We start from the raw sequence: 13,443 nt of genomic DNA, 5'->3' as shown, positions 1-13,443 counted from the left end.
TCACCGCAGGGAGACGTACTGCTCGAGGCCGAGCCGAGTCACGTCGGAGTAGGCGGCGAACCACGGCGCCGGCGGACCGGTCGGCTCGGCCCCGCCCGCGGCCGGCGAGCCGGACGTCGCCTGCTGGATCCCGACCAGGATCCATCCCCAGGCGGTCGCGGCCAGGGCAGGGCCGCCCAATGAGGACGCCGTCAGCGCGGCCGGTGCACTGGTGAAGCCGAGGCAGATCACCGGCCCGCCGCCGACGCCCCGTGCCCCGCCGCACGGGTCGGTGGAGCCGTTCTGCCCGACGACGAATCCGGTGGCGAGCCGGGGCGGAGGTTGCGTCGGGCACGGTACGCCCGGCTCGCAGCCGGTGCCGATGGCGGTCACCATGTCGCCGGCCGGTGGCGGCGAGTCCGGCACGAGCGGCACCGGCGGCGCGTTCACCTGCCGGTCGAGCAGCAGGACCTGGACGTTGCTGTCCGCGATGACGTTGTGCCGTACCACGGTGAGCCGGAGCCCGGGCGGCCCGCCGAGGTACGCCACGCTGGACGTGCCGCACGACGCCGAGGTCAGTGCGGCGCGTGGCCCGATCAGTACCGCGGTGCACCCGGTGCGCCAGTTGTCGCCGCCGTAGTGCAGCAGCCAGGGGAACCCGCCGTCGACGCTGACCGGGGCACCGGGTGGTCCCGGGTCTCCGGCCCCGCCGGCGGTGGCGCTGGGCTCCGCGTCGGCGAGCGGCACAGGCTGCTTCTCCACGCGCCGCCACGGCGTCGACGGATCGGCCGCCGCGCGGTTGTCCACCGGGGTTCTGCCGGCGGCCGATCCCAGCACGTGGCTGATGGCCACGGCGGCGAGCCCGGTCAGGCCGCCGATCGTGAGGACCGCGGTCACCATGATCCGGGAGGTGCTTGAGCGCAACGGGTGGCGAAACATGAGGCATCCCCTTCGGCGCGGATCTGCGACGCCCGGGTGGACGGTGCGGGGAGCGGTTCGGTTCACCGACGGGCCGACGGCCGTCACCGGCCGGGCGGACTCGTGTTCGTTATCCCATCGCAACGATCCGGCGTGAGCGGCAGGGTGGCCGGCCACGTCATACACCAATACGCCGAGGCTCAGCCGCGGGAGCGGGGAGCCCGGTGCCGGACCGCGTGGTGCGGCGCGCCGGAGACTGGTAGATACAGCACGTGGAAGAGGAAGCGGTGGCCGCAGGATCGGGTGGCCGGGTCGGGCCGGGGCTTCGGCTCGTGCTGCTGGCCCTGCTGTGCTGCGCGGCCGGCGCGCTGAGCGGGCCGCGGGGTGCGGCCGCCGCCCCGGGCGCCAGCGTCAAGTACTACGTCGTCCAGACGGCCTATCGCGGCGAGCCGGAGAACCTGCTCGCGATCGCCGCCCGCTTCCTCGGCGACGGCCGCCGGTATGTCGACATCTACAATCTCAACAAGGGGCGACCGCAGCCCGACGGAGGGCGGCTCGCCGACCCCACCGTCATCAAGCCCGGCTGGGTGTTGATCCTGCCACCGGACGCGGCGGGGAGCGGAGTCGAGTTCGGTCCGCCGGCACAGGGCGGCGCGGCCCCGGCCGGCGGTCCGCAGGGCTCACCCGGCCCGGCGCCGTCCACGCCGGTGGCGTTGCCGCCGGCCGGCGACTGTGCCGCGCCGTCGAGCGTGGTGATCGAGCAGGCCCCGTGGGCGCAGTTGCGACTGGCGCCGGACCAGGCGTGGGCGAGCAGCCGCGGGCGAGGTGTCACGGTCGCGGTGCTCGACTCCGGTGTCGACGCACAGGTGCCGCAGCTGAAGGGACACGTCGTGGCCGGCGCGGACATCATCTCCGGCCGGGGCACCAGCGGGACCGACTGCCTCGGCCACGGCACGGCGGTGGCCGGCATCATCGCCGCCCAGCCGCAGCCGGGGACCGGTCTGGTCGGCATCGCCCCCGATGCCATGGTGATGCCGGTCCGCATCTCCACCACCCTGGCCGGGCCGCGCCCGGATGACGTGGCGGCCGGCATCCAGACCGCGACTTCCGCCGGAGTGCAGGTGATCAACGTGCCCGGGCCGCTGGATCTCGGCGATCCGGCAGTGGTCGACGCGTTGAGCGACGCCTACGCCCACGACGTGGTGGTGGTCGCCCCCGCACCGACCGCCGACGCGGGCACCGTCGACCAGGGCGCCCCGGCCACGCCCGTCATCGCGCAACCGGGCCTGCTGAACGTGGGCGGTATCGACGCGAACGACAAACCGATCGCCACATATGTGCCCGGGACCGTCGATGTGGTCGCGCCGGGAGCGAACATCACCACGCTGGGCACCGGCGGTCCCGGGCAGGTGCAGTGCAGCGGCACCGACTACGCCGCCCCGTTCGTGACCGGTGTGGTGGCGCTGCTGCGCTCGTCCGAGCCCGACCTGCACGCGGCCGAGGTGGTCCGCCGCGTCCAGCAGAGCGCCCAGCACGCCGCCGGGCAGGCGCCGCATGCGCAGTACGGCTGGGGCATCCTCCAGCCGGCCGCGGCGCTGAACCCGCCGCTCGACGCGGCGGCGCCGGGCGACGCGACGCCGCCCCCGTCGACGCGCGTCGACCCGTACGGACTGTTGCTGGTGGCCGTGCTGGGCGCCGGCTTCCTGGGCTCGATCCTGGTCAGCGTGAGGCTGCGGCGGCGCTCGGCGGGCAACCGCACGGGTGCTGCGGCGGTGGCGCGACGGGTCGGCCGGCGCCTGCTCCGCCGGTAGCCGGTGCCCGCGTCCGTCCTGGCCCGGCGACCGGTCAGGCCGCGTACACCTCCACCTCGCTGACCTGGCCGGCGTCCCATTGCGAGTTGGCGGTGAAGCTCAGCCTCAGGTACCGCGCGGTCGGCGCGGGCAGGGTGAGGGTGACGACGTTGCCGTTCGCCGCATCGAAGGTGTACTGCGCCGGGCCGGTCACGGTGCTGAAGGTCGACCCGTCGAGGCCGGCGAGCACCGCGATGGTCTGCGTGCGGCTGGGCCAGCCGCTCGCCGGCGGGAGCCTGAGCACCACGCGGCCCATCCGGGCGGCCGTGCCGAGGTCCACCGTCAGAGTTTGCGGGAGCCCGTGGTTCGCGCCCTCCCAGTAGGTGTCGGCGCTGCCGTCGGTGGCGTAGAGGGCGGCGTGCGCGCTCCGTATGGTGCTGGAGGCCTGTGCCGGCCGGTGCAGCGCGAGGTTCCCCGTGGCCGGCGGCGCAGTGGTGGCCGGCGCGGTGCTGGTCGGGACGGTGGTGGCCGGCGCGGCCGTCGGGTTCGGCTTGGCCGGCGTGCTCGGGCCGCCGTTCGGCGAGGCGCCGGGCTGGGGCGACTCGCCCGGCGCGGCATCACTCGGCACCAGCGGCACGACCTCGGACAGGTCGGGCCCGGACGGGGCCGCGAGGTTCGCCGGGTCGGTGGTGCCCGGTTCGAGGCCGGTGCTCGTCGCCGGCGTCTTCGGATCGTCCATGCCGAACGCACCGCCGACGGCCAGCAGGACCCCGGCGACGATCAGCCCGCCGATGACGCGGTTGCCGGCCTTCCCGGCCCTCCAGGCACGGTGCTTGGACAGGTTCGTCGACATCGCCGCCGCTCTCCGTTTCGCCCTCCGTCGATTCCGGAGCCTTTACGTGCGGTGCGCGCCCGAGGTTCAGCTCCGAACCGGACTCGTCCTCGTGAACGCACGGGACCCGCCGTGCGTCCCCGGTGCGGAGGGCGACGTGGTCCGCGCTCGCCCGTGCCGGAAACCCGGACGCCTGACGCCGCCTGCCGAACAGTGCGACCGCTACCGAACCGGACCGCCTGGATGAACGTAAAGCTCTTGAGGTCTTTCTGTGCCTGTCGTGAACTTGTGCCGCCCGGGGATCGTAAGGACGGGAAGACTCTTCGTGGGAGGCAGGTAGCCGTGGATGAGTGGAGCGACGACGTGAACGTCGTGGATGGCGGCGGCCATGTCACGTCGCTGCTCGGGATGCATGCCCTGAACGCGCTGGACGAGCACGAGCACACGATCGTGATCGCCCACCTGAGCGTCTGCGCAGGCTGCCGGGCGGAGTTCGACTACGTCAAGGGTGTGCCGCGCTACCTCGACCTACTCTCCGACGAGGACTTCGCCGCGTTACTGCCGCCGGACCTGGCCGCGGCGTTCACGGCGGCGCCGGCGTCCGCGGAGCCAGACCCTCCGAGTCCTCCGAGGCCGTCCGGCACGGCGGACCCGGTATCCCTCGCCGAGGTGCGCCAGGCCCGCGACACCAGGCGGCGGCGGTGGGCGCTGCGTTCGGCGGCGGTGGCGGCGGCGGTGGTCGTGGTCGCCGGGGGAGGACTCTGGCTGGCCGGTGTCGGCCGGCAGGAAACGCCGGGGCCCGTGCCGCACAAGCTGATCGCCGAGGCGTCCGGCGGCAACCTCGGCACCAGCGCGTCCATCTCGGTCACGCCCCGCAGCGCCTCGGTCTCGGTCCAGGCCACCCTGCGCGGCATGACCGCCGGGCAGCAGTACCACCTGCTGGTGGTCACCGGCGACGGCCAGACGTTCACCGTGGCGGCGTTCACCGGCGCCGGCGGCGGCAGCCAGGTGGTCCGTGGTGAGGCGCCGGTCACCGCCGACCGGCTCGGCTTCTTCACGGTGGTGAAGACCGACGGTGGGGTCGTGGTGACGGTGCCGTTCAACTCGGGATCGACGACCAGCCAGCCGCGGCCGCCGGCGTCGAGCCGGTGACCCGGGGACGGGCACGGCGCGCCGCCACGCCGCAACGAGGCGGAAACATCCGTGAGTTGGCCGATGATTCCGCGCCCCTCACCGACGAGGCTCAGGTCGACACCGACCCGTCAGGAGGAGGGCCCGCCATGGTGACCGCCGCGAAGGCGAACGACGCGAAGATGCAGGCGCTGTATGACGCGCACGCCGCTGCGCTGTTCCAGTTCTTGATGCGGCTGACCTTCGGTGACCGTGAGACCGCCCTCGACCTCATGCAGGAGACGATGCTGCGAGCCTGGCGCAACCTCGACGTACTCGCGGAGGACGTGCGGTCGCTGCGGCCGTGGCTCTACACCGTCGCTCGGCGGGTCGCCATCGACAGCGCGCGGGCCAAGGCGGCCCGGCCGCAGGAGGTGGTGGTCACCGATCTCACCACCTTCGCGGCGGGAGACGACGAAATGGAGCGGGTCGTGGCGGTGCAGACCGTCCGCCAGGCCATGACCATGCTGTCCGAGCAGCACCGGTCGGTCATCGCCCTGGTGTACCGGCGCGGTCTGTCCGCCGCCGACGCGGCGGCGGTTCTCGGTATCCCCGAAGGCACCGTCAAGTCCCGCACCTACTATGCGCTGCGCGCGCTGCGGGAGGCGATCGAGGGTGCCGGCGCATAGCGGGCGCGCCGCGGCTCCCCGGCGAGCACGGTTCGGTGGGAAGACTCAGTCGGGGAACGTGAAGCCGCGCCCCTCCAGGGCGCGGCGCAGTGCTTGCAGCGCATAGAACGTGCGTGACTTGACGGTACCCTGCGGTATGCCGAGCGCCGCGGCGATCTCCGCGACCGGGCGCTCACGCAGGTACGCCTCGATCAGCGCGATTCGCAGCCGGTCCGGCAGTGAGGCCAACGCCTGGCGCACCGACTCCGCATTGAGCAGCCGCTCCACCTCGTCGTCCGGGTCGGCGCGCTGGTCGAGACGGTCGTCGCCGAGCTCGATCGGCCGGCTCTGCTGCGCCCGGATGTGGTCGATGGCGATGCGCCGGGCCACCGTGTAGAGCCATGCGCGCACCGCCAGCACCTCGGTGACGAGGGTGTCCAGGTTGCGCCAGGCGCGCAGCATGGTCTCCTGCAGGATGTCCTCGGCCAGATGCCGGTCCCCCCGGGTGAGGCGGAGCAGGTAGTTCAGCAGCACCGGACCGTGCGCGTCGTAGAGGTCGCGCAGCACCGAGTCGGTGGCGACGGGCAGCGGGGACGGCTCCACGAGCGGGTCGTCCGGCGAGCTTCGCATGCTCACGCCGGCCGCACCGCAGCTGTGATCGTGGTTGTGCGCGCCATCGTCTCCTGCCTCCCTGGCTCACGGCGCCCGCCGCTCCGTCCCCGGCTTTACGAGCCGGACGCCGGCGGGGTTCAGCCCGATCGCCGTGAACCTCGCCGTCGCGTTCCCCGTCGTCCGGGTGCCGGTTTCGAGGCACCACCGATGGGAGGACCCCAGTGAAGCTTGGTAAGGCGGCCGCCGCGGCGGCTGCGGCCTGTGTGGCGATGCTCGTGCCGGGGACAGCCGCGTCCGCCCACGTGTCCGAGGTCGAGGGCGCGGTCGTGTGCGACATCGGCACGGGGTCCCTGACCGTCACCTGGACGCTGCGCAACCTGTACCCGCAGGTGGCGACGCTCAGCAAGGTGACGCTGTCGCCGGAGGTCGACGGTGTGCGGTCGCCGAAGACCATCGCCGCCAAGCACGGTGACAAGCCCGGCGAGGTGACGTTCAGCTACCCGTTGTCCCCCAAGAACGGCAGTGTGTCGATCTCGTACGTCGGCACCTGGCCGGACGGCTACACGAAGGGCTTTCACGGGGCGGCCGAGGGCCGTTCGAGCTGCGCCGCCGCTTCGGCGCCGCCCGCGTCGAGTAGGCCCACGCTCCCGGTGACCGGCTCGTCCCCGGCGGTCTCCGTGGTCATCGGCGGGACGCTGCTCGCCGCCGGCGGCGCGTTGTTGCTCTTCGGCCGGCGGCGGTCCGAGACCGCCTGAGGCGGCCGGGGCGGCGGGCGCCCGGGTTCAGTCGCCGGCGGTCCGTCGGGTCGTGCCGGGCACCGCGACCGGCGGGGACACCGTTTCACGCTCGCGCAGCATGACCTCGCGCGCCACCTCCAGCCGGGAGGTCGCGCCGAGCTTCGTCAGGATGTGCGAGATGTGGCTCTGGACCGTGGCCCTGGACAGGAACAGCTCGTTCGCGATCTCCGAGTTGGTCCGCCCGGCCGCCACCTCGCGGGCGATCCGCAGCTCGGAGCGGGTCAACGCTTCCCAGCCGGTGGTCTGCCGCGCGCGAGGACCGCGCGGCCCGCGGCGGATGCCCAGCGCGCGCAGGCGGGCGTCCAGCCGCAGGATGTCCCAGGCGGCGTCGAGGGTCTGATACGTGTCATGGGCAGACGCGGCGACGTCGCGGGCGCGGGTGTCCTCGCCGCGCTCGGCCAGCAGCACCGCCGCACCCTCCAGCGCCAGTGCCCGCCGGAACGGCTGATCGACCCGCAGGTAGGCTTCGGCGCTGGTGAGGAGCGACTCGGGGTCGGCGTCCAACTGCCCGCGGCAGTCGTCGACGAGGGCACGCACCCCGGCGGTGTACTCCCCGGGGTCGCCGCCGCTCGAACAGGCGCGGGCGGCGGCCGCCGCGGTGTCGCGGTCGCCGTCGGCGAGCGCGAGCCGGACCAGGTCGGGCATGAAGAAGAGCTCGTGCTCGTTGGCGTCCGGATCGGCGAGCACATGGATCAGGGCGGCACGCATCCGGCGAGACGCGGCGCTGTGGTCGCCGTCGCGCTCCGCGGCCAGCGCGTGGGCGACCAGCAGGTAGCGCCCGATGTCCGATTCCTCGCCGGGCAGCAGCACGAGGTCGTCCGCGTCACGCAGCAGTTGCTTCGCGGTGCCGCGGTCGTCGCGGTGGATCGCGATGAGTGCGAGCAGCCCGTCGCGCAGGATCTGCCGAGCCCGGTTGAGCAGGGTGGCGTCCGTGGCGTGCAGTTCGGCCAGCGCCTCGTCCCAATGGCCGTTGGCGTACCAGCGCTCGGCGGTGGTCAGGCGCAGCTGCGCCAGGCGGGGCGGGCTCGCGTACCGCTCGGCGGCCCGGATCATCTCGGCGTACGCCCGCTCCGCTTCGACCGGCCGCTCCAGCGAGTCCAGGATGGGCCCGCGGTTGCTGAGCAGCATGAGACGCAGGTCTGCGGTGGCCGGCTCCTGGTCGAGCATCGCCAGTGCCTCGTCGGCTGCGTCGAGCACCCCCGCCAGGTTGCCGTGCTGGTAGTGCAGGAGCGATCTGGTGTGCAGCGCGTATCCGAGGGCGAAGGCGTCCCCGGCCGCGGCGGCGGCGTCCGCGGCCCGCTCGACGCTCGTGCCGACATCCGCCGTCCGGCCCATCGTGATCTGCACCAGCGCGCGCAGCGCCTGCAGCCGGGCCGACCACATCGTGGGCAGCGCCTCGTCGGCCAGCGCCCGTTCGACGATCGCCAGCGCGTCGTCGTGCCGGCCGGAGCGGAGCCGGGCATACCCCACGATCCAGCCCAGCCGGCCCCGGATCTCGGGATCCGCGGCGTGGGTCAGCAGCGGGTGACCGAGGTCGCGGACCTCGTCGTCGTGGCCGCCGATCTGGTAGAGCGCCACACACAGCTTGGCGTCGATCGACTCCGCCTGGGCGCCCGGGGCGGCCGCCTCGCGGGCGCGCCGGAGGAGCTCCACCGCGACCGGAGCGGCCCGGTCGGTGAGGCTCCGCGCCCAGCGGTCCACCCACGCGACCACCCACGCGTCGGTCGCCTCGGGGGCGAGAAGCAGGTGCTCGGCCACGCGTTCCGGCGCAGCGCCGGCGTCCGACAGCACGCGCGCCGCCTGGTGGTGCAGCGCGATGCGTAGGCTACTCGGGAGCGTCAGGTACAGCGCCTCGTGGATGAGGATGTGCCGGAACATCAGGCCATCGGCCGACTCCACCAGCACCCCGGCCGACCTCGCCTCGTCCAGCGCCGCTTCCAGGTCCGTGGCGGTCCAGCCGACGAACGCCTCGAGGTGCGTGACGGTGAACTCGGCGCCCAGGATCGCGGCCATCGACAGCGCCTCGCGGGCCGTCGCCGACAGGAAGCTGAGCCGGTCGGCGATGGCGGCCCCGAGGGACGGGGGGTCGGTGCCGGCGTCGGCGAGCTCCACCGTCTCGCCGGTCCGCAGCAGGACGCCGTCCCGGCGCAGCGCGTCGACCAGCTCGCGGACGTAGAGCGGGTTGCCGTCGGCGCGGCCGGTCTGCCGGAGCAGTTCCGGCCCCGGACGCGCACCGACCAGCTGGGCCACCAGCTCCGCCACCTCGTCCTCGGGCAGTGGGCCGAGGGTGATGACCTCGGCCCCCGACGCTGGCTCCGCCATCATCCGGTCCACGTCCGCCGCGTGGGGTGCCGGGCGCAGCGCGCCGATGAGCAGCAGGGGTAGTTGTCCGGTGAGTTCCGCCAGCTGGCGCCAGACCGTGAGGGTGGCTGGATCCGCCCATTGCAGGTCGTCGACGGCCAGCACGACCGGCGTGGTGCTGCATGCTCGTTCGACCAGTGCGATGAGCCGCATCGCGACGGCGCTGGTCACGTCGCGCGAGACCTGCGTGGCGGTATTCGCCCGGTTCACCAGCAGGGCGGCGATCTCGGCCCGGTCCGGGTCCGGTGACCGCAGCTGGATCCCCAGCGCGGTCAGCAGGACGCCGAGCGGGAACCGGCCGCCGGTCTCGACCGCGTGCGCGGCGAAGACCTGGCAGTTCCTGCCCCGGGCCGTGTCGAGCGTGGCGGAGACGAGGCTGGACTTGCCGATGCCGGGCTCGCCGCCGACCCAGAGCAGGCTGCCCGCTCCGGCGGCGAGTCGCCGCACGAGCCGCTCGACGACGGCCAGTTCCGCCTTGCGGCCGGTGAGGACCGGCTGCACCTCCGTGTAGCTCATGCCGCCCTCCGCCGCCTAGGCCATGCCGCCGTTGACCTTGATCGTCTGTCCGCTGATCCAGCCGGCATCGGGGCCGGCCAGGAAGCAGACCACCGGTGCGACGTCGCCGGCCTGGCCCAGCCTCCCGAGGGGGCTGAAGCCGCCGGCCGCGGTGATCGACTCCGGCGTCTCCTCGGCCCGGAAGAACGCGTTGTCGATCGGTCCGGGCGCGACCGCGTTGACGGTGATGCCGCGCCCGCCGAGTTCGGTGGCGGCCGCGCGGACCATCGTCTCCACACCCGCTTTGGTCGCGGCGTAGACACCGTACGGCCCGGGCCACACGGACGCCAGCGTGGTCGACAGGAGAATGCAGCGACCGTTGTCGGCCAGATGCTGCCCGGCCGCCCGCAGCGCGTGGAAGGCGGTGCGGAGGTTGAGCGCGACCAGCCGGTCGAACTCCTCGTCCGTCAGCTGGGTCAGCCACTGCTTCCTGACCATGCCGGGCACGTTGACCAGCACGTCAAGGCGGCCGTACTCCTCGACCACCTGCTCGACGAGGCGGGCGGCGCCGGCCGGGTCGGTCGTGTCGGCGCGGATCGCGGCGGCCTTGACCCCGTGGTCCTCCGACTTCGCGACGACGGCGGCCGCGGCCTCCTCGTCGTGGGCGAAGCCCACGACGGTGGTGGCGCCCTGCGCGGCCAGTCCGCCGGTGATGGCCGCGCCGATGTCTCCACTGCCGCCGATGACCAGGGCGACCTTGCCGTCCAGATGACGTGATGTGCGCTGCGGCGTCATATCAGGGGTGCTTGACATTCCAGCAGTGTGTGGGGGTGGTCCGGCCGAAACATCCGCCAACTGGACGCTCCGAGTTCACTTTTCTGTAGACAGACATACTATCGGCGTACATCATCTTCTGCATGAGGCTTCACCGCGGTCGCCCCCGTGTGCGGGTCTCTGTGCGCGGACGGTGGGTCGGTTGTCGCTCGACGCGCTGATTGGCCGCGATCTTGAGGTTGAGCTCCTCCGGAAGGCGGCCGTCGACGCAGCCTCGGGCAAGGGGCAGATGATCTTGCTTGACGGTGAGCCCGGGGCCGGCAAGACCTCGCTGCTGGACGGGCTGGCGGTGGAGTGCGCCGACGGCCAGCACCGGATACTGCGCGCCGCCGCCGAGCGGCTCGAGCAGCGGCTGCCCTTCGGCGTGGCCAGTGCCTGCCTGGGGGTGCGGGACCTGGCACCGGCGCCCGCGGCCGGCCGAATCTCGGAGCTGCTGCGCCGCGACGGTGCGCTGCGTGGCGCCGTCGCTTCGGCGATGTCGCACTGGGAGTTCCTGGTCGTCGAGGAGATGCTGAGCGTCCTGGAGGAGTGGTGCGCGGAGGGTCCGGTCGCCGTGTTCCTCGACGATCTGCACTGGGCCGACCCGTCCAGCCTGCTCATGGTGCACCGGCTCGGCCGGGTGGCCGCGCAGCTGCCGCTGCTGCTGGTCCTCGCCTACCGCGGTGGCGCGGGGCTCGCCGATCTGACCAGCCTCGCCGACAGCCTGTCGGTGGGCGGCGCGCGGGTGCTGCGGCTCGGGCCGCTCAGCGAGGCGGCCGTCGCGCGGCTCGCGGGCGACGTCCTGGCCGCCCGGCCGGGCCCCGCACTGCTCAAGCTGCTGGCGGCGGCGGGTGGCAACCCGCTCTACGTGGGGGAGTTGACCGAGGCGCTGCGCGGTGCGGGACGCGTGCGGTATGCGGCCGGCGTGGCCGAGGCGACCAAGGAAGCGCGTGCCACCATGCCCTCGTCGCTGCGCGACACCGTGCTGCGCCGGCTGGACTTCCTCAACCCTGCCGCGCGTGACCTGCTCGCCGTCGCCGCTGTCTTCGACGCCGGCTTCACCACCAGGGAACTGTCGCTGGTCGTTGAGCAACCGGTCGTCGAGCTGCTCCCGGTGCTGCGGCAGGCGGTCGGCACCGGGGTGCTGACCGACTCCGCCGGCGTGCTGACCTTCCGGCACGACGTGATCCGGCAGGCCTTCGTCGGTGACCTGCCGGCGACCGTGCCGGAGGCGCTGCACCTGCGGGCCGCGCAGGCGCTGGCCGACGTGGGAGCGCCCGCCGAACGGGTGGCACAGCACCTGCTGGCCGGCGGCGACCTCGACGGCTCGATGATCGACTGGATCCGCGGCGCCGCCCCGACGCTGGTGTCCCGAGCGCCGCACGAGGCCGAGGTACTGCTGGATCGTGCCCTGCGGGTGCCCGACCTGGACGGTCGGCTCGCCACCGCGTTCCGCGTCGAGCGGGTCCGGGCACTGCTGCTGACCGGCCGGGCCGCCGAGGCCCAAGCGGCGGTGCGAGCCGCCGTCGCGGTCACCGCACCGGACAGCCCCGAGCAGGTGGAGCTGCGCTGGCTCGCCATCCATGCCCAGTTCAACCAGGGGCGGTTGCAAGAGGCGCTGGCCGAGACCGAGGCGGCGTTGACACTCGCGCAGCGGTCCGAGGTCGATGCGGCACGGCTGTACGGGTTCGCCGCGCAGTGCCTGTTCTTCCTCGGTGACATTCCGGCGCTCGAGCAGGCGGCCGAGCGGGCCATCGCGGCGGGCCAGCGCAGCGGTGACCAGTATGCGGCCGCGCACGGGTTCGACATGCTCGCCAACGCGCGGCTCTTCGAGGCCCGCACCGAGGAGGGGCTGGAGCTCGCCGACCGGGCGGTGGCCCTGATGGAGGGCCAGGAGGTGCGCGCCGACCTGACGATGGCGCCGCACCTGACCCGCGCACACTGCCTGATGGAACTGGATGCGATCGCCGCGTCCGATGACGCGTTCGACGCCGGCATGCGCCTCAGCGAGCGACTGGGCGGGATCTACTACCACTGGTACGTGAACGGCAAGGTGACGCTCCGCCTGCTCGACGGCCGGTGGGACGACGCCCTGGCCGAGATCGAGGCGAACCAGGGCGCCGACAGCCTGGGCGTGGCGCCCGGGCTGATCAGCTCGGCGGCGCTGATCACCATCCATCGCGGCGCTCCCGACCGGTACCGCGCCGAGCTGGAATCCATCGACCCGGGCTTCTTCGACTACCGGCGGCGCTGGGCCCGGGCGCTCATGTGGGAGGCGCAGGGGCGCGTCGAGCCGGCCTACCGGCTGCTGTACGAGTCGTGGGAGCGCGGCGTCGGGCCGCTGACGCAGCAGGCGCTGCACCGGATCTGTCCCGACGTCGCACGGCTAGGCGCGATCGTGGACGACCGTGCCGGGATCCGGCGCGTGACGGCCGCGCTCGCACCGTTCCGGTCCACCCGGATCGCCAGCAAACGCGGCACGCTGCTGTTCTGCGAGGGCGTGGCCGAAGCCGACGCGGGCAAGGCCCGGCAGGCGGCCGAGGCGTACGGTGCCGCCGGATTCACGCTCTATCAGGCTTATGCCAACGAGATCGTCGCGCTGCTGCTCGCTCGGCAGGGTGATCTGACCGGTGCGCGGCTGGCGGCGGACGAGGCCCTGTCCGGCTACGCGACGCTCGACGCGAGCTGGGACACCGCCCGCGCCCTGGCCGCGCTGCGCCCGTTCGGCATCCGACACGGGGTGCGCGGTCAGCGCCGGCGCCCGCGCACCGGATGGGCGGCGCTGACCGGCACCGAGCGCCGGGTGGCGATGCTCGTGGCCGAGGGGCTGTCCAACCCGGCCATCGCGACCCGGCTGTTCCTGTCCCGCCGCACCGTCCAGACCCACGTCTCCGAGATCCTGACCAAGCTGGGGATCACCTCGCGGGTGGAGATCGCGGTCGCGGTGTCCCGGCTGCCGTCCCCAACGGACTGAGTTTTGTAACAGTTTCGGCCTGCGCTGAACGACGCGGGCCCGCGCTCGTCCCCAAAGGGCGCGGGCCACTGTCGCCGCCTGGGGCGCGGCCGTG

10 protein-coding genes are annotated in these 13,443 nt (G+C 73.4%); 5 read left to right on the top strand and 5 right to left on the bottom strand.

What is annotated here, in order from left to right:
- Positions 1-879, bottom strand: coding sequence for a hypothetical protein (locus IEZ31_RS00575; RefSeq protein WP_190247671.1), 879 nt, complete (start codon positions 877-879; stop codon positions 1-3).
- 290 nt (positions 880-1,169) lie between these two features.
- On the opposite strand from IEZ31_RS00575, the gene IEZ31_RS00570 reads away from it, so the two are divergent.
- Positions 1,170-2,708, top strand: coding sequence for a S8 family serine peptidase (locus tag IEZ31_RS00570; protein WP_190247670.1), 1,539 nt, complete (start codon positions 1,170-1,172; stop codon positions 2,706-2,708).
- A 34-nt stretch (positions 2,709-2,742) separates the two neighbouring features.
- On the opposite strand, the gene IEZ31_RS00565 is transcribed toward IEZ31_RS00570, so the two are convergent.
- Positions 2,743-3,540, bottom strand: coding sequence for a discoidin domain-containing protein (locus IEZ31_RS00565; protein ID WP_190247669.1), 798 nt, complete (start codon positions 3,538-3,540; stop codon positions 2,743-2,745).
- Positions 3,541-3,861: 321 nt separating this feature from the next.
- Between IEZ31_RS00565 and IEZ31_RS00560 the strand changes: the two genes are divergently transcribed.
- Positions 3,862-4,671, top strand: coding sequence for a zf-HC2 domain-containing protein (locus tag IEZ31_RS00560; RefSeq protein ID WP_190247668.1), 810 nt, complete (start codon positions 3,862-3,864; stop codon positions 4,669-4,671).
- 128 nt (positions 4,672-4,799) lie between these two features.
- Entirely contained in the window at positions 4,800-5,318 is a 519-nt protein-coding gene (locus IEZ31_RS00555) for a sigma-70 family RNA polymerase sigma factor (protein ID WP_190247667.1), read from the top strand.
- A gap of 45 nt (positions 5,319-5,363) precedes the next feature.
- Here the strand turns inward: IEZ31_RS00555 and IEZ31_RS00550 are convergent, their stop codons facing one another.
- Entirely contained in the window at positions 5,364-5,927 is a 564-nt protein-coding gene (locus IEZ31_RS00550) for a sigma-70 family RNA polymerase sigma factor (protein ID WP_190247787.1), read from the bottom strand.
- A gap of 203 nt (positions 5,928-6,130) precedes the next feature.
- Here IEZ31_RS00550 and IEZ31_RS00545 point away from each other — a divergent pair, with 203 nt between their 5' ends.
- The gene (locus IEZ31_RS00545) at positions 6,131-6,664 is read left to right on the top strand and encodes an LPXTG cell wall anchor domain-containing protein (RefSeq protein ID WP_190247666.1); all 534 of its coding nucleotides are present in this window, start codon (positions 6,131-6,133) and stop codon (positions 6,662-6,664) included.
- 27 nt (positions 6,665-6,691) lie between these two features.
- On the opposite strand, the gene IEZ31_RS00540 is transcribed toward IEZ31_RS00545, so the two are convergent.
- Positions 6,692-9,583, bottom strand: coding sequence for an ATP-binding protein (locus IEZ31_RS00540; RefSeq protein WP_190247665.1), 2,892 nt, complete (start codon positions 9,581-9,583; stop codon positions 6,692-6,694).
- A 15-nt stretch (positions 9,584-9,598) separates the two neighbouring features.
- Entirely contained in the window at positions 9,599-10,357 is a 759-nt protein-coding gene (locus IEZ31_RS00535; protein WP_190247664.1) for an SDR family oxidoreductase, read from the bottom strand.
- Between IEZ31_RS00535 and IEZ31_RS00530 the strand changes: the two genes are divergently transcribed.
- Positions 10,341-13,349 (top strand): ATP-binding protein, encoded by a 3,009-nt coding sequence (locus IEZ31_RS00530; RefSeq protein ID WP_308429335.1) that lies wholly within the window; start codon positions 10,341-10,343, stop codon positions 13,347-13,349. The two genes, IEZ31_RS00535 and IEZ31_RS00530, sit on opposite strands and share 17 nt — an antisense overlap.
- Positions 13,350-13,443: the final 94 nt, after the last annotated feature.

It is taken from the genome of Dactylosporangium sucinum (assembly GCF_014647515.1).
GTDB classification, from domain to species: Bacteria; Actinomycetota; Actinomycetes; order Mycobacteriales; family Micromonosporaceae; genus Dactylosporangium; species Dactylosporangium sucinum.
The sequence above is the reverse complement of the archived record's forward strand: the minus strand, read 5'-3'. Positions and strand labels throughout refer to the sequence as shown.